28 protein-coding genes are annotated in these 16,188 nt (G+C 64.5%); all 28 read left to right on the top strand.

The genetic code is table 11. The features are described from left to right. The first annotated feature begins 2 nt into the window (after positions 1-2). The 28 genes from rpsL (at position 3) to rpsM (ending at position 16,188) form a co-directional block, all read left to right on the top strand. On the top strand, positions 3-374 hold the full coding sequence (gene rpsL, locus KQ910_RS14890) for a 30S ribosomal protein S12 (protein WP_068199662.1): 372 nt from the start codon (positions 3-5) through the stop codon (positions 372-374). A gap of 15 nt (positions 375-389) precedes the next feature. Next, a complete protein-coding gene (gene rpsG, locus KQ910_RS14895; RefSeq protein ID WP_068199663.1) occupies positions 390-860 on the top strand; it encodes a 30S ribosomal protein S7 in 471 nt (156 codons plus the stop codon). Between the two features lie 36 nt (positions 861-896). Next, positions 897-3,002, top strand: a complete 2,106-nt coding sequence (gene fusA / locus KQ910_RS14900; RefSeq protein WP_216961699.1) for an elongation factor G — start codon at positions 897-899, stop codon at positions 3,000-3,002. A 29-nt stretch (positions 3,003-3,031) separates the two neighbouring features. Then, on the top strand, positions 3,032-4,222 hold the full coding sequence (tuf, locus tag KQ910_RS14905) for an elongation factor Tu (protein ID WP_216961701.1): 1,191 nt from the start codon (positions 3,032-3,034) through the stop codon (positions 4,220-4,222). 34 nt (positions 4,223-4,256) lie between these two features. Beyond that, positions 4,257-4,571 carry a 30S ribosomal protein S10 gene (gene rpsJ / locus KQ910_RS14910; protein ID WP_068198221.1) on the top strand — a complete coding sequence of 105 codons (315 nt, stop codon included), beginning with the start codon at positions 4,257-4,259 and terminating at the stop codon, positions 4,569-4,571. 27 nt (positions 4,572-4,598) lie between these two features. After that, positions 4,599-5,318, top strand: coding sequence for a 50S ribosomal protein L3 (gene rplC, locus KQ910_RS14915; protein WP_216961703.1), 720 nt, complete (start codon positions 4,599-4,601; stop codon positions 5,316-5,318). A 10-nt stretch (positions 5,319-5,328) separates the two neighbouring features. After that, complete coding sequence (gene rplD / locus KQ910_RS14920; protein ID WP_216961705.1) at positions 5,329-5,949, top strand: 50S ribosomal protein L4; 621 nt, start codon at positions 5,329-5,331, stop codon at positions 5,947-5,949. Next, the gene (locus tag KQ910_RS14925; RefSeq protein ID WP_216961707.1) at positions 5,946-6,269 is read left to right on the top strand and encodes a 50S ribosomal protein L23; all 324 of its coding nucleotides are present in this window, start codon (positions 5,946-5,948) and stop codon (positions 6,267-6,269) included. The genes rplD and KQ910_RS14925 overlap by 4 nt, the downstream gene beginning before the upstream one ends. A 16-nt stretch (positions 6,270-6,285) precedes the next feature. Then, positions 6,286-7,116, top strand: coding sequence for a 50S ribosomal protein L2 (rplB, locus tag KQ910_RS14930; RefSeq protein ID WP_216961709.1), 831 nt, complete (start codon positions 6,286-6,288; stop codon positions 7,114-7,116). A gap of 11 nt (positions 7,117-7,127) precedes the next feature. Continuing rightward, entirely contained in the window at positions 7,128-7,406 is a 279-nt protein-coding gene (rpsS, locus tag KQ910_RS14935) for a 30S ribosomal protein S19 (protein ID WP_068198238.1), read from the top strand. Positions 7,407-7,412: 6 nt separating this feature from the next. Then, positions 7,413-7,799, top strand: a complete 387-nt coding sequence (rplV, locus tag KQ910_RS14940; protein WP_020695011.1) for a 50S ribosomal protein L22 — start codon at positions 7,413-7,415, stop codon at positions 7,797-7,799. Beyond that, positions 7,799-8,518, top strand: coding sequence for a 30S ribosomal protein S3 (gene rpsC / locus KQ910_RS14945; RefSeq protein ID WP_216961712.1), 720 nt, complete (start codon positions 7,799-7,801; stop codon positions 8,516-8,518). The genes rplV and rpsC overlap by 1 nt, the downstream gene beginning before the upstream one ends. Before the next feature lie 6 nt (positions 8,519-8,524). After that, positions 8,525-8,944 (top strand): 50S ribosomal protein L16, encoded by a 420-nt coding sequence (gene rplP, locus KQ910_RS14950; protein ID WP_216961714.1) that lies wholly within the window; start codon positions 8,525-8,527, stop codon positions 8,942-8,944. Between the two features lie 11 nt (positions 8,945-8,955). Then, positions 8,956-9,147, top strand: coding sequence for a 50S ribosomal protein L29 (gene rpmC, locus KQ910_RS14955; protein ID WP_216961716.1), 192 nt, complete (start codon positions 8,956-8,958; stop codon positions 9,145-9,147). Between the two features lie 10 nt (positions 9,148-9,157). Beyond that, the gene (gene rpsQ, locus KQ910_RS14960) at positions 9,158-9,406 is read left to right on the top strand and encodes a 30S ribosomal protein S17 (RefSeq protein ID WP_068188010.1); all 249 of its coding nucleotides are present in this window, start codon (positions 9,158-9,160) and stop codon (positions 9,404-9,406) included. An 18-nt stretch (positions 9,407-9,424) separates the two neighbouring features. Further along, positions 9,425-9,793, top strand: coding sequence for a 50S ribosomal protein L14 (rplN, locus tag KQ910_RS14965; RefSeq protein ID WP_068188012.1), 369 nt, complete (start codon positions 9,425-9,427; stop codon positions 9,791-9,793). A gap of 8 nt (positions 9,794-9,801) precedes the next feature. Next, positions 9,802-10,119, top strand: a complete 318-nt coding sequence (gene rplX / locus KQ910_RS14970) for a 50S ribosomal protein L24 (protein ID WP_216963888.1) — start codon at positions 9,802-9,804, stop codon at positions 10,117-10,119. An 11-nt stretch (positions 10,120-10,130) separates the two neighbouring features. Further along, complete coding sequence (gene rplE / locus KQ910_RS14975; RefSeq protein WP_216961717.1) at positions 10,131-10,673, top strand: 50S ribosomal protein L5; 543 nt, start codon at positions 10,131-10,133, stop codon at positions 10,671-10,673. A 14-nt stretch (positions 10,674-10,687) separates the two neighbouring features. After that, the gene (gene rpsN / locus KQ910_RS14980; protein WP_216961720.1) at positions 10,688-10,993 is read left to right on the top strand and encodes a 30S ribosomal protein S14; all 306 of its coding nucleotides are present in this window, start codon (positions 10,688-10,690) and stop codon (positions 10,991-10,993) included. Positions 10,994-11,009: 16 nt separating this feature from the next. Beyond that, the gene (rpsH, locus tag KQ910_RS14985; RefSeq protein WP_068188017.1) at positions 11,010-11,408 is read left to right on the top strand and encodes a 30S ribosomal protein S8; all 399 of its coding nucleotides are present in this window, start codon (positions 11,010-11,012) and stop codon (positions 11,406-11,408) included. Between the two features lie 2 nt (positions 11,409-11,410). After that, positions 11,411-11,944, top strand: coding sequence for a 50S ribosomal protein L6 (rplF, locus tag KQ910_RS14990; RefSeq protein WP_216961723.1), 534 nt, complete (start codon positions 11,411-11,413; stop codon positions 11,942-11,944). A gap of 13 nt (positions 11,945-11,957) precedes the next feature. After that, the gene (rplR, locus tag KQ910_RS14995; RefSeq protein WP_216961725.1) at positions 11,958-12,320 is read left to right on the top strand and encodes a 50S ribosomal protein L18; all 363 of its coding nucleotides are present in this window, start codon (positions 11,958-11,960) and stop codon (positions 12,318-12,320) included. Positions 12,321-12,334: 14 nt separating this feature from the next. Beyond that, a complete protein-coding gene (gene rpsE, locus KQ910_RS15000; RefSeq protein WP_068188022.1) occupies positions 12,335-12,925 on the top strand; it encodes a 30S ribosomal protein S5 in 591 nt (196 codons plus the stop codon). A gap of 11 nt (positions 12,926-12,936) precedes the next feature. Next, the gene (gene rpmD / locus KQ910_RS15005) at positions 12,937-13,125 is read left to right on the top strand and encodes a 50S ribosomal protein L30 (RefSeq protein WP_068188024.1); all 189 of its coding nucleotides are present in this window, start codon (positions 12,937-12,939) and stop codon (positions 13,123-13,125) included. 32 nt (positions 13,126-13,157) lie between these two features. Then, entirely contained in the window at positions 13,158-13,637 is a 480-nt protein-coding gene (gene rplO / locus KQ910_RS15010) for a 50S ribosomal protein L15 (RefSeq protein ID WP_068188027.1), read from the top strand. 59 nt (positions 13,638-13,696) lie between these two features. Continuing rightward, the gene (gene secY / locus KQ910_RS15015) at positions 13,697-15,043 is read left to right on the top strand and encodes a preprotein translocase subunit SecY (protein ID WP_216961728.1); all 1,347 of its coding nucleotides are present in this window, start codon (positions 13,697-13,699) and stop codon (positions 15,041-15,043) included. Beyond that, positions 15,040-15,690, top strand: a complete 651-nt coding sequence (locus tag KQ910_RS15020; protein WP_216961731.1) for an adenylate kinase — start codon at positions 15,040-15,042, stop codon at positions 15,688-15,690. Before secY ends, KQ910_RS15020 begins: the two co-directional genes overlap by 4 nt. 120 nt (positions 15,691-15,810) lie before the next feature. Continuing rightward, complete coding sequence (gene rpsM / locus KQ910_RS15025) at positions 15,811-16,188, top strand: 30S ribosomal protein S13 (RefSeq protein ID WP_068188030.1); 378 nt, start codon at positions 15,811-15,813, stop codon at positions 16,186-16,188.

The following is a 16,188-nucleotide window of genomic DNA, read 5'->3' on the forward strand; positions in this document are numbered from 1 at the left end:
CAATGCCGACTATTAACCAGCTGATCCGCAAGCAGCGCCACGGCCTCAAGGCCCACAACAAGGTGCCGGCGCTCGAGGCTTGCCCGCAGAAGCGTGGCGTTTGCACCCGCGTCTACACCACGACGCCCAAGAAGCCGAACTCCGCGCTGCGCAAGGTCGCCAAGGTGCGTCTGACCAACTCTTACGAGGTGGTGAGCTACATCCCGGGCGAGGGTCACAATCTCCAGGAGCATTCGGTGGTCATGATTCGCGGTGGTCGCGTGAAGGACCTTCCGGGCGTTCGCTATCACATCATTCGCGGCACCCTCGATACGCAGGGTGTCAAGGACCGCAAGCAACGCCGTTCGAAGTACGGCGCGAAGCGTCCGAAGTAGGCGAGGGAGAAAAGCATGTCCCGTCGTCGCGCAGCTGAAAAGCGTGAAGTCCTGCCGGACGCCAAGTTCGGCGATATCGTTCTCAGCAAGTTCATGAACACGCTGATGGAGCGTGGCAAGAAGTCGGTCGCCGAGCACATCGTCTACGGTGCGCTCGATGAGGTCGAGGCCAAGCTCAAGCAGGATCCGGTTCCGGCCTTCCACGAGGCGCTGGAGAACGTGAAGCCGGCCGTCGAGGTCCGCTCGCGTCGCGTCGGTGGTGCCACCTATCAGGTGCCCGTCGAGGTCCGTCCGGAGCGTCGTCAGGCGCTGGCCATCCGCTGGATCATCCAGGCCGCCCGCGACCGCTCCGGCCACAGCATGACCGAGAAGCTCTCCGCCGAGCTGCTCGACGCCTTCAATCGTCGCGGTAACGCGGTGAAGAAGCGCGAGGACACCCACAAGATGGCCGACGCCAACAAGGCGTTCGCGCACTACCGCTGGTAAGCGCTCTCCAGGCCCCCTCCAAGAAAGCCCAGTTCCATGGCTCGTACTACCCCCATCGCCGACTACCGTAACATCGGTATCATGGCGCATATCGACGCCGGCAAGACGACGACGACCGAGCGCATCCTGTACTACACCGGCAAGTCGCATAAGATCGGCGAAGTCCATGACGGCGCCGCGACCATGGACTGGATGGAGCAGGAGCAGGAGCGCGGCATCACGATCACGTCTGCGGCCACGACGTGCTTCTGGCGGGTCGAGAGCGGCCCCTACAAGGACGTGAGCTATCGCGTCAACATCATCGACACGCCCGGCCATGTGGACTTCACGATCGAAGTCGAGCGTTCGCTGCGCGTGCTCGACGGCGCCGTCTGCGTGTTCGACTCGGTGGCCGGCGTGGAGCCGCAGTCCGAGACGGTGTGGCGCCAGGCCGACAAGTACGGCGTGCCGCGCATCTGCTTCATCAACAAGATGGATCGCACCGGCGCGAACTTCTATCGCACGGTCGACATGATCGTGGACCGCCTTGGTGCCAAGCCGCTTGTCACCCAGCTCCCGATCGGTTCCGAGGGCGAGTACAAGGGCCTGGTCGACCTCGTCTCGAACAAGGCCATCATCTGGCTGGAAGAGACGCTCGGCGCCAAGTTCGAGGTCGTCGAGATCCCGGACGAGATGAAGGAAAAGGCCGCGGAATACCGCGCCAAGCTGCTCGACATGGCCGTCGAGCAGGACGACGTCGCCATGGAAAAGTTCCTGGATGGCGAGGAGCCGGACTACGACACGCTGATCAAGTGCATCCGCACGGGCACGATCAACTATGCGTTCGTTCCCGTGCTGTGCGGTTCGGCCTTCAAGAACAAGGGCGTGCAGCCCATGCTTGACGCCGTCGTGAACTATCTTCCGGCCCCGAACGACGTTGCCGACGTCAAGGGCGTCAAGATGGGCACGGACGAGGCGATCACGTTGCCGTCGAGCGACGACGCGCCCCTGTCGGCGCTGGCATTCAAGATCATGACCGACCCGTTCGTCGGTTCGCTAACCTTCGCGCGCGTCTATTCGGGCGTGCTCGAGTCGGCCACCGGCGTGCTGAACAGCACGAAGGACCGCAAGGAGCGTATCGGCCGCATGCTGCTCATGCATGCCAACAACCGTGAAGACGTGAAGGAAGCCCGTGCCGGCGACATCATCGCCCTGGCCGGCCTCAAGAGCGTCACGACCGGCGACACTCTGTGCTCGCCCGAGCATCCGGTCATCCTCGAGCGGATGGACTTCCCGGAGCCCGTCATCGAGCTCGCCATCGAGCCGAAGTCGAAGGCCGACCAGGAGAAGCTTGGCCAGGCGCTGGGCCGCCTCGTCCAGGAAGATCCGACCTTCCGCGTCACGACCGATGCCGAAACCGGCCAGACCGTCATCAAGGGCATGGGCGAGCTCCATCTCGAGATCAAGGTCGACATCCTGCGCCGCACCTACAAGGTCGAGGCCAATGTCGGCGCCCCGCAGGTCGCGTATCGCGAGACGCTGGGTCGCAAGGCCGACATCGACTACACCCACAAGAAGCAGTCCGGCGGTTCGGGCCAGTTCGCCCGCGTGAAGCTGACCTTCGAGCCGGGCGAGCCCGGGTCGGGCTACTCCTTCGAGAACAAGATCGTCGGCGGTTCGATTCCCAAGGAGTTCATCCCGGGCGTCGAAAAGGGCCTCGAAGCCTCGCGCGAAACTGGCGTGCTTGCCGGCTTCCCGGTGATCGACTTCAAGGTCACGTTGACCGACGGCAACTACCATGACGTCGACTCCAGCGTACTCGCCTTCGAAATCGCCGCCCGCGCGGCGTTCAAGGAGGGGCTTGCGAAGGCCCAGTGCAAGCTCCTGGAGCCGATCATGAAGGTCGAGGTGGTCACGCCCGACGACTACATGGGCGACTGTATCGGCGACCTGAACAGCCGCCGTGGCCAGATCCTGGGCATGAACGCGCGCGGCAACGCGCAGGTTATCGACGCCATGGTGCCGCTGGCCAACATGTTCGGCTACGTGAACACGCTGCGCTCCATGACGCAGGGGCGTGCTGCGTATTCCATGACGTTCGACCACTACGCGGCCGTGCCGCAGGCGGTGGCGGACGAAGTGGTCGCCAAGCTGGCTGGCTAACAAACCGAATTTAAGTAAGGAAGACGACTATGGGTAAAGCTAAATTCGAGCGGAACAAGCCGCACTGCAACATCGGTACGATCGGTCACGTGGATCACGGCAAGACGTCTCTGACGGCGGCGATCACGAAGATTCTGGCGAAGTCGGGCGGCGCGACGTTCACGGCCTACGACCAGATCGACAAGGCTCCGGAAGAGCGCGAGCGCGGCATCACGATTTCGACGGCGCACGTTGAATACGAGACGGCGAACCGTCACTACGCGCACGTGGACTGCCCGGGCCACGCCGACTACGTGAAGAACATGATCACGGGCGCGGCGCAGATGGACGGCGCGATCCTGGTGGTTTCGGCGGCCGACGGCCCGATGCCGCAGACGCGCGAGCACATCCTGCTGGCGCGCCAGGTCGGTGTTCCGGCGCTGGTGGTGTTCATGAACAAGTGCGACATGGTCGACGATCCGGAGCTTCTGGACTTGGTCGAGCTGGAAGTGCGCGAGCTGCTGAAGAGCTACCAGTTCCCGGGTGACGACCTGCCGGTGATCCGCGGCTCGGCGCTGATGGCGCTTGAGGACAAGAACCCGGAGCTGGGCGAGCAGGCTGTCCTGAAGCTGATGGAAGAGGTCGACAAGTACATTCCGCAGCCTGCGCGCGACAAGGACAAGCCGTTCCTGATGCCGATCGAGGACGTTTTCTCGATCTCGGGCCGCGGCACGGTGGTTACGGGTCGCGTCGAGCGCGGCATCGTGAAGGTGGGCGAGGAAGTCGAGATCGTGGGCCTGAAGGCCACGACGAAGACGACGGTGACGGGCGTCGAGATGTTCCGCAAGCTGCTGGATTCGGGCGAGGCGGGCGACAACATCGGCGCGCTGCTGCGCGGTGTCGGCCGCGAGGACGTGGAGCGCGGTCAGGTTCTGTCGAAGCCGGGCGCGATCACGCCGCACACAAACTTCGAGGCTGAGGCGTACATCCTGACGAAGGAAGAGGGCGGCCGTCACACGCCGTTCTTCACGAACTACCGTCCGCAGTTCTACTTCCGGACGACGGACGTTACGGGCGTGGTGACGCTGCCGGAAGGCACGGAGATGGTGATGCCGGGCGACAACGCCCGCCTGGTGGTGGAGCTGATCCAGCCGATCGCCATGGACGAGGGCCTGCGCTTCGCCATCCGCGAGGGCGGACGCACCGTCGGCGCCGGCGTCGTCACCAAAGTCGTAAAGTAAACGTAACGGACGCGACAAGGCGAACATCATGGCCATGGACAACACAAACATCCGGATCCGGCTGAAGGCCTTCGATCACCGCGTGCTCGATTCGTCGACCAGCGAGATCGTCAGCACGGCCAAGCGGACGGGCGCACAGGTGCGTGGGCCCATCCCGTTGCCGACCGGCATCGAGAAGTTCACGGTCAACCGTTCGCCGCACATCGACAAGAAGTCGCGTGAGCAGTTCGAGATCCGTACGCATAAGCGTGTGCTCGATATCGTCGATCCGACGCCGCAGACCGTGGACGCGCTGATGAAGCTCGACCTCGCCTCCGGCGTGGACGTCGAGATCAAGCTCGGCGCCTAAGCGGACCAGGAAAGAAGGAAGAAGACCATGCGTTGCGGTCTCGTCACCCAGAAGGTCGGCATGACCCGCGTCTTCAACGACGCCGGGGAACATGTGCCCGTCACCGTTCTGAAGGTGGATCAGCTGCAGGTTGTTGCTGTCCGCTCGGAAGAGAAGGACAAGTACGTCGCCGTGCAGCTCGGCTATGGCAAGGCCAAGGTAAAGAACGTGACCCAGCCGATGCGCGGTCACTTCGCCAAGGCCAAGGTCGAGCCGAAGAAGAAGCTCGTCGAGTTCCGGGTCGCCAAGGACGCCGTTCTCGAAGTCGGCGCCGAGCTGGTGCCCAGCCACTTTGTGCCGGGCCAGTTCGTCGACGTCGTCGGCACCACGATCGGCCGCGGTTTCACCGGCTCGATGGTTCGCTGGAACTTCCACGGCCTCGAGGCCAGCCACGGCGTGTCGGTCTCGCACCGTTCGCATGGCTCGACCGGTAACCGCCAGGATCCCGGCCGTACGTTCCCCGGCAAGAAGATGGCCGGCCACTACGGCAACGAGCGCGTGACCACGCAGAACCTGAAGGTCGTCGCCGTCGACGACGAGAAGGGCCTGTTGCTGGTGTCCGGCGCCGTTCCCGGCCCGGCCAACGGCTACATCATCGTCAAGGACGCCTCCAAGCGCGCCCGTCACAAGGATGCTCCCTACCCGGCCGGCCTGCGCAAGGCTGCTGGCGAGGCGGCTCCGGCGGCTGAAGCCGCTCCGCAGGCTTAAGGATCAGGTCATGAAGATCGCGGTCAAGACCATCGAGGGCGGCAGCGCCGGCGAGATCGATCTCGCCGATGCGGTGTTCGGCGTCCCCGTTCGCAAGGACATCCTGCAGCGCTGCGTCGTGTGGCAGCTGTCGCGCCGCCAGCAGGGCACGCACAAGACCAAGGGTCGCTCCGAGATCACGGCGACGGCCAAAAAGATGTACGCCCAGAAGGGCACCGGTCGCGCCCGTCACGGCAACGAGGCGGCGCCTCAGTTCCGCGGCGGCGGCAAGGCCTTCGGTCCGGTCGTGCGCAGCCACGCCAGCGACCTGCCGAAGAAGGTCCGCCAGCTCGCGCTGCGCACCGCGCTGTCGGCTAAGGCGGCCGAGGGCAAGCTGATCGTGGTCGAGGCGGCGGCGCTGGCCGAGCCGAAGACCGCCCAGCTGAAGGGTCACTTCGGCAAGCTCGGCGTCACCAGCGTCCTGGTGATCGGCGGCGCCGAGATCGACACGAACTTCGCCCGTGCCGCGGCCAACATCGCTCATGTCGATGTGCTGCCGCAGCAGGGCGCGAACGTCTACGACATCCTGCGCCGCGACACGCTGGTGCTCACCAAGGATGCCGTGAAGCACCTCGAGGAGCGTCTGCAATGAGCGCCAAGCGGTACATCCCCGCAACCGTCTCGCGTTCGCGCATGTACGAAGTGATTCGTGCACCGCTGATCACCGAGAAGACGACCAACGGCTCGGAGCACAGCCAGGTGACCTTCAAGGTCGCCGCCGACGCGACCAAGCCGGAGATCAAGCAGGCCATCGAAGGTCTGTTCAAGGTCAAGGTCAAGGCGGTGAACACCGTCACGGTCAAGGGCAAGAGCAAGGTTTTCCGCGGCCGTCCCGGCGTGCGGAGCGACTGGAAGAAGGCGATCGTCTCGCTGGTCGAGGGTCACAAGATCGACGTGACCACGGGCCTGTAGGACGGGAGACAGACAAATGGCCTTGAAGACATTTAAGCCGATCACGCCGTCCCTGCGACAGCTGGTCATCGTCGACCGTACCGGCCTCTGGAAGGGCAAGCCGGTCAAGGAACTGACGCGCGGCAAGAGCAACACCGGCGGTCGCAACAACCACGGTCACATCACCAGCCACCACATGGGCGGCGGTCATAAGCGCCGCCTGCGCCTCATCGACTTCAAGCGTCGCAAGTTCGGCGTGACGGCGACGGTCGAGCGGCTGGAATACGACCCCAACCGGACGGCGTTCATCGCGCTGGTCAAGTACACCGACGGCGAGCAGGCCTATATCCTGGCGCCGCAGCGTCTGAAGGCCGGCGACGAGATCGTCTCGGGCGAGCGCGTCGACATCAAGCCGGGCAACGCCATGCCGCTCGCCAACATGCCGGTCGGAACGATCGTGCATAACGTCGAGCTGAAGGTTGGTCGCGGCGGCCAGCTGGCCCGTTCGGCCGGCAACTACGCCCAGCTCGTCGGCAAGGATGCCGGCTACGCGCAGATCAAGCTCAGCTCCGGCGAGCTGCGCCTGGTGCCGGGCGGTTGCCTGGCCACCGTCGGTGCCGTTTCGAACCCCGACAACCAGAACATCGTCATCGGCAAGGCTGGTCGCCAGCGCTGGCTCGGCCGTCGTCCCACCGTCCGCGGTGTCGTGATGAACCCGGTCGACCATCCGCACGGCGGTGGTGAAGGCCGCACCTCGGGTGGCCGTCATCCGGTCACGCCGTGGGGCAAGCCGACCAAGGGCAAGAAGACCCGTAAGAACAAGGCGACGGACAAGCTGATCATCCGCCGCCGGCATGCGACGCGCTAGGAGATAGGACAGTGGCACGTTCCGTTTGGAAGGGCCCCTTCGTTGAAGGCAGCCTGATCAAGAAGGCCGAGAAGTCGCGCGGCAGCATCCGCAGCGAAGTGATCAAGACATGGTCGCGTCGTTCGACCATCCTGCCGCAGTTCGTCGGCCTGACGTTCGGCGTCTACAACGGCAAGAAGTTCATCCCGGTGAACGTCACCGAGGAGATGGTCGGTCACAAGCTCGGCGAATTCTCGCCGACCCGCACCTTCACTGGCCATGCCGGTGACAAGAAAGTGTCGAAGGATTAACGCGCGATGAGCAAGCCATCCGCTCCCCGCCGCGAGGCGGACAACGAAGCCAAGGCCGTCCTGCGCGCCGTGCGTATCAGCCCGCGCAAGCTCGACCTCGTGGCCGCGACGATCCGCGGCAAGAAGGCCGCGACGGCCGTCAACGAGCTCACCTTCTCCAAGAAGCGGATCGCCCGCGACGTGAAGAAGGCTTTGAATTCGGCCATCGCCAATGCCGAGAACAACCACAACCTCGATGTCGACCGCCTGGTCGTCGCCGAGGCGTCGGTCGGCAAGGGCCTGGTGATGAAGCGTTTCCAGACGCGCGGCCGCGGTCGTGCGGCAGGCATCGTCAAGCCGTTCGCTCATCTCACGATCGTGGTGCGCGAGCGCGCCGAGGCGGAGGACAAGTAATGGGTCAGAAGGTCAATCCGATCGGCCTGCGGCTCGGCATCAACCGGACCTGGGATTCGCGCTGGTACGCCGAAGGCGCCGAATATTCCAAGATGCTCCATGAGGACATCCAGATCCGCAAGGTGCTGCGCGAGCGGCTGGCTCAGGCGGGTGTCGCGAAGATCGTCATCGAGCGTCCGGCCAAGCGTGCCCGTGTCACGATCCACACCGCCCGTCCGGGCGTCGTGATCGGCCGCAAGGGTGTCGACATCGAGAAGCTGCGGACCGACCTCGGCAAGATGACGAAGGGCGAGGTCGCCCTGAACATCGTCGAGATCCGCAAGCCCGAGATCGATGCCACGCTGATCGCCGAGAACATTGCCCAGCAGCTCGAGCGCCGCGTCGCTTTCCGTCGCGCCATGAAGCGCGCCGTCCAGTCGGCGATGCGCCTGGGTGCGCTCGGTATCCGCATCAACTGTTCGGGCCGCCTCGGCGGTTCGGAAATCGCTCGCATGGAATGGTACCGCGAAGGTCGCGTGCCGCTGCACACGCTGCGCGCCGACATCGACTACGGCACCGCCACCGCTTTCACCACCTTTGGCACCTGCGGCGTCAAGGTCTGGGTGTTCAAGGGCGAGATCATGGCGCACGACCCGATGGCGCACGACAAGCGCGCCGAGGAAGCCGCGCCGCAACGTACGCCGGCGCGCCCGGAGCGCACCGAGCAGAGGGACGCGTAATCCACCATGCTGCAACCCAAGCGCACCAAGTACCGCAAGGCCTTCAAGGGCCGTATCAGCGGCGCTGCCAAGGGCGGCTTCAACCTCGACTTCGGCTCCTACGGGCTGAAGGCGATGGAGCCGGATCGCCTGACCGCGCGCCAGATCGAGGCGGCCCGCCGCGCCATCACGCGTCACATGAAGCGTGCCGGCCGCGTCTGGATCCGCGTGTTCCCGGACGTCCCCGTCTCGAAGAAGCCGGCTGAGGTCCGCATGGGCTCCGGCAAGGGCGCGCCCGAATTCTGGGCGGCCCGCGTGAAGCCGGGCCGCATCCTGTTCGAACTCGAGGGCGTCTCGGGCGTTATCGCCAAGGAAGCCCTGGCGCTCGGCGCCGCGAAGCTGCCGATCAAGACCCGCTTTGTCAGCCGCGTCGGCGCCGAAGGCTGAGGGAGAAGGACATGAAGGCCACCGATCTGCGCCCCAAGACCAAGGACGAGCTCAAGAACGAGCTCGGCAACCTTCGCAAGGAGGCATTCAACCTGCGCTTCCAGAAGGCTGGGGGCCAGCTGCAGAAGACTTCCCGCGCGCGCCAGGTTCGTCGCGACATCGCCCGCATCAAGACGGTGCTGGGCGACAAGGCCGCCGGTTAAGGAGCACGAAATGCCGAAGCGTATCCTGGAAGGCGTCGTCGTCAGCGACAAGATGGACAAGACCATTGTCGTCAAGGTCGAGCGCCGCGTTCAGCATCCGATCTACAAGAAGTTCATTCGCAAGTCGAAGAAGTATCACGCGCACGACGAAGCCAACGCCTTCAAGGGCAAGGTTGGTGAAATCGTCCGCATCCGCGAGTGCCGCCCGCTGTCCAAGACCAAGAGCTGGGAAGTTCTGGTCGAAGGCGCCCAGGCTTAAGCGGTCGGAGCAAAAGTCATGATTCAGATGCGAACCAACCTCGAGGTCGCCGACAATTCGGGCGCCCGTCGAGTCCAGTGCATCAAGGTGCTGGGCGGCTCCCGCCGCAAGTATGCAAGTGTCGGCGACGTCATCGTCGTGTCGATCAAGGAAGCCATTCCGCGCGGCAAGGTGAAGAAGGGCGAGGTGCATCGCGCCGTCGTCGTCCGCACCTCGTTCGCCCTGCGCCGCCCCGACGGCAGCGCCATCCGTTTCGATCGCAACGCCGCCGTGCTCATCAGCAAGCAGGACGAACCGATCGGCACTCGTATCTTCGGACCGGTGACGCGCGAGCTGCGCGCCAAGAAGTTCATGAAGATCATCTCGCTTGCGCCTGAGGTGCTCTAGCCATGGCAATCAAACTGAAGATCAAGAAGGGCGACCGGGTGAAAGTCATCACCGGTGGCAGCAAAGGCAAGGTGGGCGACGTTCTGCGCGTTCTTCCCAAGGAGAACCGCGTGGTCGTTTCCGGCGTGAACATGATCAAGCGCCACACCAAGCCGAGCCGTGCGGAAGCCGGCGGCATCATCGAACGCGAGGCCACGATCCACGTCTCCAACGTGGCCCTGCTGGATCCCAAATCGGACAAGCCGACGAAGGTCGGGTTCCGGTTCCTTGAAGACGGCCGCAAGGTGCGCATCGCGCGTGCCTCCGGCGAGACCATCGACCGCTAGGAGAACGGGCCATGCCCGCGCGTCTGCAAGAACACTACACCAAGACCGTGCGTGAAGCGCTGATCAAGGAGTTCTCCTATCAGAACCCCTTCCAGGTGCCGAAGCTCGAGAAGATCGTCATCAACATGGGCGTCGGCGAGGCGGTCAATGACCGCAAGGCCGTCGACGGCGCCGTGGCCGACCTGACGGCGATTACCGGTCAGAAGCCGGTGATCACCCGGTCGCGCAAGTCGATCGCGACCTTCAAGCTGCGTGAAGGCATGGCGATCGGCACCAAGGTCACGCTGCGCCGCGACCGGATGTACGAATTCATCGACCGCCTGATCAACATCGCCCTGCCGCGGGTTCGCGACTTCCGCGGACTGAACGGCAAGTCGTTCGACGGCAATGGCAACTACGCCATGGGCCTGAAGGAGCAGATCGTGTTCCCTGAAATCGACTACGACAAGGTCGACCAGGTGCGCGGTATGGACATCATCATCTGCACGACGGCGAAGACGGATGCGGAAGCCAGGTCGCTTCTCCGCGCTTTCGACTTCCCGTTCGTGAACTGAGGCCGGAGAAACACATGGCCAAGACTAGCTCGGTCGAGAAGAACAACCGGCGTGCAAAGTTGGCGAAGCAATACGCCGGCAAGCGCGCCAAGCTGAAGTCGATGGCGGTCGACGACAAGTTGACGCCGGAAGAGCGCTTCGGGGCCCGCCTCAAGCTGGCGGACCTGCCGCGCAATTCGTCGCCGACGCGTGTCCGCAATCGGTGCGAACTCACGGGCCGCCCGCGGGCCGTGTATCGCAAGTTCAAGCTGTCGCGCGTTGCGCTGCGTCAGCTGGCGTCGCTGGGTGCTCTGCCCGGCGTCGTGAAGTCGAGCTGGTAAACGGGGACCGTAGACCATGGCGATGACAGATCCCGTCGGCGATTTGCTGACCCGTATCCGCAACGGCCAGTCGGCGCGCCTCGACAGCGTGACGGCGCCGGCTTCGCGGCTTCGGTCGAGTGTTCTCGATGTGCTCCAGCGCGAGGGCTATATCCGCGGCTGGTTCGAAGAAGAGCTGCGCCCCGGCGTTAAGGAGCTCCGCATCGAGCTGAAGTATGACAACGGCCGTCCGGTCATCAAGGAGATCAAGCGCGTCTCCACTCCGGGGCGTCGCGTCTATTCCAAGATCCGCGAGCTGCCGCGCCACTTCAACGGGCTCGGCATTTCGATCCTCTCCACGCCGCGCGGTGTCATGTCCGACGCCGAGGCGCGGGCCGCCAATGTCGGCGGCGAAGTCATCTGCAAGGTGTTCTGACCATGTCGCGCGTCGGTAAAAATCCGGTCGCCATCCCGGCCGGTGTCACCATCGAGCTCAAGGGCCAGCACCTCAAGGCCAAGGGCAAGCGGGGCGAACTCCAGCTCATGGTCCATGACGACGTCACCGTCGCCAAGGAAGCCGAGGGCCTGGTCTTCAAGCCGCGGAACGAGAGCCGTCGCGCCCGCATGCAGTGGGGCACGGCACGTAACCTGGCCAGCAACGTCGTCCGCGGCGTTTCCGACGGGTTCACCATCAACCTCGAGATCAACGGCGTGGGCTATCGCGCCGCGGCCGATGCCAAGATGCTGAAGATGCAGCTCGGCTTCAGCCACGATGTCGAGATTCCCATTCCGGCCGGCATCCAGATCAAGGCTCTGAAGCCGACCGAAATCGAGATTTCCGGCGCCGATCGTCAGCGCGTGGGCCAGATTGCGGCCGAGATTCGCAGTCTGCGTCCGCCGGAGCCCTACAAGGGCAAGGGTATCAAGTACTCGACCGAGACGATCCGGCGCAAGGAAGGCAAGAAGAAGTAGAGGCGAGAGAACCATGTCCGACCGCAATGCTCTTTTCGCCCGCCGCCAACGGCGCACGCGCTATGCGCTGCGCCAGGCCGCCGGCGGCCGTCCGCGTCTCAGCGTTTTCCGCTCAGGCAAGCACATCTATGCCCAGGTCATCGACGACCGTAAGGGCGTGACCCTGGCCGCAGCCTCGTCGCTCGACAAGGATGTCCGGGGGGCGCTCAAGACCGGCGCCGACAAGGGCGCTGCTGCCGAGGTTGGCAAGCTGATCGCCGCCCGCGCCGTCGCGGCTGGCGTCAAGGAAGTCATCTTCGATCGCGGTGGCTACACGTATCACGGCCGCATCGCTGCGCTGGCCAATGCCGCCCGTGAGGGCGGCCTGTCGTTCTGATCGGGAGTTAGAATATGGCTCGTTCACCCGGTGGTTCCGGCCGTTCTCCGCGCGATCGCGATCGGAGCCGCGACCGCGACCGCGACGAGGACAATGAACTGACCGACAAGCTGGTCACGATCAATCGCGTCGCGAAGGTCGTGAAGGGCGGTCGTCGCTTCGCGTTTGCCGCCATCGTCGTCGTTGGCGACCAGCGTGGACGCGTCGGCCACGGCGCCGGCAAGGCCCGTGAGGTTCCCGAGGCGATTCGCAAGGCCACGGAAGCGGCCAAGCGCGGCCTGATCCGCGTGCCGCTGCGCGACGGCCGCACGCTGCATCACGACGTCAAGGGTCGCTTCGGTGCTGGCAAGGTGACGCTGCGCGCCGCCCCGGCCGGTACCGGCATCATCGCCGGCGGCCCGATGCGTGCCATCTTCGAGACGCTCGGCATCAAGGATATCGTTGCCAAGTCGGTCGGCACGTCGAACCCGCACAACATGATCAAGGCGACGTTCAAGGCGCTCGAGCAGCTCAACTCGCCGCGCATGGTCGCCACCCGCCGCGGTAAGAAGGTCGGCGACCTTCTCGGCCGCCGTGACGAGACGACCGCGGAAGCGGCGGCTTAAGGAACCGGACCATGGCCAAGACAGTCAAGATCACCCAGACCGGCAGCCACATCGGCCGCACGGACGATCAGCGCGCGACGCTGATCGGCCTGGGGCTCAACAAGCGTCATCGCACCCGTGAGCTCGTGGATACGCCCGAAGTTCGCGGCATGATCAACAAGGTGCGCCATCTCGTGCGCGTCGAAGAGGAAGCGCGCTAAGGCCCTTGGGCCGCGGCGCGGAGGTAATTACCATGAGACTGAACCAGATCTCGGACAACCCGGGCGCCCGCAAGGGCCGCATGCGCGTCGGCCGCGGTATCGGCTCCGGCAAGGGCAAGACCGCCGGTCGCGGCGTCAAGGGCCAGAAGTCCCGTACCGGCGTCGCCATCAAGGGCTTCGAGGGCGGCCAGATGCCGCTTTACCGCCGCATCCCGAAGCGCGGCTTCCGTCCGCCGCACCAGAAGAGCTATCAGGTCGTCAATTTGGGCACGCTCCAGAAGGCGATCGACGACAAGAAGCTCGACGCCGCCAAGGTGATCGACGCCGAGGCGATGCTGGCAGCCGGCCTGTTCAAGAATGCCGCGGACGGTGTCCGCCTACTTGGCAAGGGCGAGATCAAGACCAAGATCGAAGTGAAGGTTGCGGGCGCCTCGGCGTCGGCGATCGCCGCGGTCGAGAAGGCCGGCGGCAAGGTCGAACTCCCGCCCAAGCCCGTGGCCGAAGCGGCCTGATCCGGACGGCGTCAACGGGGGCGTCGCTTCCCCCTTGTGTCGTTCACGCGTGAGGTTTCATGGCATCCGCCGCCGAGCAACTTGCTTCCAACCTGAACTGGGGTTCGATCGGTAGGGCGACCGAGCTGAAGAAGCGGCTGTGGTTTACCGTGGCCGCGCTCGTCGTCTTCCGTATCGGCGCCTATATCCCGGTCCCCGGTGTCGATCCGGCCGCCCTGGCCGAGATCTTCAAGCAGAATTCCGGCGGCATCGCGGGCCTGCTGGACGTGTTCTCCGGCGGCTCGATCGGCCGCATGTCGGTGCTGGCGCTCAGCATCATGCCGTACATCTCGGCCTCCATCATCATGCAGATCCTGACGACGGTCGTTCCGTCGCTCGAGGCGCTGAAGAAGGAAGGCGAGGCGGGCCGCAAGAAGATCAACCAGTATACGCGCTACGGTACGGTCATCCTGGCGACCTTCCAGGCCTACGGAATTGCGGTCGGACTCGAGAGCCAGGTGGCCACGGCCGGCCCGGTCGTGATCGATCCGGGTGTATTCTTCCGGTTCGTGACGATCATCACGCTGGTCGGCGGCACACTGTTCTTGATGTGGCTGGGCGAGCAGATCACCGCGCGCGGCGTCGGCAACGGCGTCTCGCTGATCATCTTCGCCGGCATCGTCGCGGCCCTCCCGGACGCGCTGGTGCAGACCCTCGAACTCGGCCGGACGGGCGCCCTGTCGGCGCTGTTCATCATCGCGCTGGTGCTGGGTATCGTGCTGGTGGTGGCGGTGGTCGTCTTCGTCGAGACCGCGCAACGACGAATCGTCGTTCAGTACCCCAAGCGCCAGGTCGGCAACCGCATGTATGGCGGCGAGGCCTCGCACCTGCCGCTCAAGATCAATACCGCCGGCGTCATTCCGCCAATCTTTGCCTCTTCGCTGCTGCTGTTCCCGGCGACCATCGCGTCGTTCCAGGGCAATTCCGGCGAGCCGGGCTGGATGCAGTGGATGTCGACCTATCTCGGCCACGGCCAGCCGCTCTACCTTTTTGCCTATATCGGCCTGATCGTCTTCTTCTGCTTCTTCTACACGACCGTTGTGTTCAATCCGGCGGACACAGCTGATAATCTGAAGAAGAACGGCGGCTTCATTCCGGGCATTCGCCCGGGCAAGAACACGGCCGAGTATCTCGAGTACATTCTGAATCGCCTCACGGTGATCGGCGCCCTTTATCTCTCGGCAGTGTGTATCCTGCCGGAACTGCTGATCGCCCGCGGCGGCGTGCCCTTCTACTTCGGCGGCACCAGCCTCCTGATCGTGGTTTCGGTCACGCTCGACACTGTGACCCAGGTGCAGGCGCATCTGCTGGCTCACCAGTATGAGGGCCTCATCAAGAAGGCCCGCCTGAGGGGCAAGGGCCGATGAACATCATTCTTCTGGGACCGCCGGGCGCCGGCAAGGGCACGCAGGCGCAGCGGCTGCAGCACGAGCGGGGGCTGATCCAGCTCTCGACCGGCGACATGCTGCGGGCGGCCGTGGCCTCGGGCAGCGAGCTCGGCCAGAAGGCCAAGGGCATCATGGAGCGGGGCGAGCTGGTCCCGGACGAGCTGATGGTCGGCCTGATCAAGGACCGTATCGCCCAGCCGGACTGCGCCAAGGGCTTCATCCTGGATGGTTTCCCGCGGACCGAGGCCCAGGCCAGGGCACTGGACAAGATGCTGGCCGAGACGGCCAGGAAGCTCGACCGGGTGATCGAGATGGAAGTCGACGAGAAGGCGCTGACGGAGCGCATCGTCGGCCGGTTTTCCTGCGCCAAGTGCGGCGCGGGCTATCACGACAAGTTCAAGCGGCCGAAGGCCGAAGGTGTCTGCGACGTCTGCGGGTCGAAGGAATTCACCCGCCGCAAGGACGATAATGCAGAGACCATGAAGACTCGCATGGCTGCCTACAGGGCTCAAACCGAGCCCTTGTTGCCCTACTACAGCGCCCGCGGGGTGTTGCGGAAGGTCGATGGGATGGCCGCGATGGACGAAGTTTACCGCCAGATCACGGGAGTTCTGGTGGGGACTTGACAAGGGTTAGTTCCATTGACTCGGGGGCGCGGGTACATATAATCGCGCGCTTTTCCGGGGCCAGCGGAACTGTGACGGGCGCGCGCGAGCGCGCCATAAGTCTTTGAAGGAGTTGGGACTTTGGCTCGTATAGCCGGTGTGAACATTCCGACCGCCAAGCGTGTCGTGATCGGACTTCAGTACATCCACGGGATCGGCGCGGCGAAAGCCAAGGAGATCTGTGGAAAAGTGGGGATCGACGAGTCGCGGCGCGTGAACACGCTGAGCGACGACGAGGTCATTCGCATCCGCGAGACCATCGACCGCGACTACTCGGTCGAAGGCGATCTGCGTCGCGAAGTGGCGATGAACATCAAGCGTCTGATGGACCTCGCCTGCTATCGCGGCCTGCGTCATCGCCGCGGCCTGCCGGTCCACGGCCAGCGCACCCATACCAATGCGCGCACCCGCAAGGGTCCGGCCAAGCCGATCGCCGGCAAGAAAAAAGTGACGAAGTAA

It is taken from the genome of Reyranella humidisoli (assembly GCF_019039055.1).
GTDB lineage: Bacteria > Pseudomonadota > Alphaproteobacteria > Reyranellales > Reyranellaceae > Reyranella > Reyranella humidisoli.

Excerpts from the sequence above, each read along its gene's own strand:
- rpsL (WP_068199662.1), top strand. The coding sequence starts at position 3 with ATGCCGACTATTAACCAGCTGATCCGCAAGCAGCGCCACGGCCTCAAG.
- rpsG (WP_068199663.1), top strand. The coding sequence starts at position 390 with ATGTCCCGTCGTCGCGCAGCTGAAAAGCGTGAAGTCCTGCCGGACGCC.
- fusA (WP_216961699.1), top strand. The coding sequence starts at position 897 with ATGGCTCGTACTACCCCCATCGCCGACTACCGTAACATCGGTATCATG.
- tuf (WP_216961701.1), top strand. The coding sequence starts at position 3,032 with ATGGGTAAAGCTAAATTCGAGCGGAACAAGCCGCACTGCAACATCGGT.
- rpsJ (WP_068198221.1), top strand. The coding sequence starts at position 4,257 with ATGGACAACACAAACATCCGGATCCGGCTGAAGGCCTTCGATCACCGC.
- rplC (WP_216961703.1), top strand. The coding sequence starts at position 4,599 with ATGCGTTGCGGTCTCGTCACCCAGAAGGTCGGCATGACCCGCGTCTTC.
- rplD (WP_216961705.1), top strand. The coding sequence starts at position 5,329 with ATGAAGATCGCGGTCAAGACCATCGAGGGCGGCAGCGCCGGCGAGATC.
- KQ910_RS14925 (WP_216961707.1), top strand. The coding sequence starts at position 5,946 with ATGAGCGCCAAGCGGTACATCCCCGCAACCGTCTCGCGTTCGCGCATG.
- rplB (WP_216961709.1), top strand. The coding sequence starts at position 6,286 with ATGGCCTTGAAGACATTTAAGCCGATCACGCCGTCCCTGCGACAGCTG.
- rplV (WP_020695011.1), top strand. The coding sequence starts at position 7,413 with ATGAGCAAGCCATCCGCTCCCCGCCGCGAGGCGGACAACGAAGCCAAG.
- rpsC (WP_216961712.1), top strand. The coding sequence starts at position 7,799 with ATGGGTCAGAAGGTCAATCCGATCGGCCTGCGGCTCGGCATCAACCGG.
- rplP (WP_216961714.1), top strand. The coding sequence starts at position 8,525 with ATGCTGCAACCCAAGCGCACCAAGTACCGCAAGGCCTTCAAGGGCCGT.
- rpmC (WP_216961716.1), top strand. The coding sequence starts at position 8,956 with ATGAAGGCCACCGATCTGCGCCCCAAGACCAAGGACGAGCTCAAGAAC.
- rpsQ (WP_068188010.1), top strand. The coding sequence starts at position 9,158 with ATGCCGAAGCGTATCCTGGAAGGCGTCGTCGTCAGCGACAAGATGGAC.
- rplN (WP_068188012.1), top strand. The coding sequence starts at position 9,425 with ATGATTCAGATGCGAACCAACCTCGAGGTCGCCGACAATTCGGGCGCC.
- rplE (WP_216961717.1), top strand. The coding sequence starts at position 10,131 with ATGCCCGCGCGTCTGCAAGAACACTACACCAAGACCGTGCGTGAAGCG.
- rpsN (WP_216961720.1), top strand. The coding sequence starts at position 10,688 with ATGGCCAAGACTAGCTCGGTCGAGAAGAACAACCGGCGTGCAAAGTTG.
- rpsH (WP_068188017.1), top strand. The coding sequence starts at position 11,010 with ATGGCGATGACAGATCCCGTCGGCGATTTGCTGACCCGTATCCGCAAC.
- rplF (WP_216961723.1), top strand. The coding sequence starts at position 11,411 with ATGTCGCGCGTCGGTAAAAATCCGGTCGCCATCCCGGCCGGTGTCACC.
- rplR (WP_216961725.1), top strand. The coding sequence starts at position 11,958 with ATGTCCGACCGCAATGCTCTTTTCGCCCGCCGCCAACGGCGCACGCGC.
- rpsE (WP_068188022.1), top strand. The coding sequence starts at position 12,335 with ATGGCTCGTTCACCCGGTGGTTCCGGCCGTTCTCCGCGCGATCGCGAT.
- rpmD (WP_068188024.1), top strand. The coding sequence starts at position 12,937 with ATGGCCAAGACAGTCAAGATCACCCAGACCGGCAGCCACATCGGCCGC.
- rplO (WP_068188027.1), top strand. The coding sequence starts at position 13,158 with ATGAGACTGAACCAGATCTCGGACAACCCGGGCGCCCGCAAGGGCCGC.
- secY (WP_216961728.1), top strand. The coding sequence starts at position 13,697 with ATGGCATCCGCCGCCGAGCAACTTGCTTCCAACCTGAACTGGGGTTCG.
- KQ910_RS15020 (WP_216961731.1), top strand. The coding sequence starts at position 15,040 with ATGAACATCATTCTTCTGGGACCGCCGGGCGCCGGCAAGGGCACGCAG.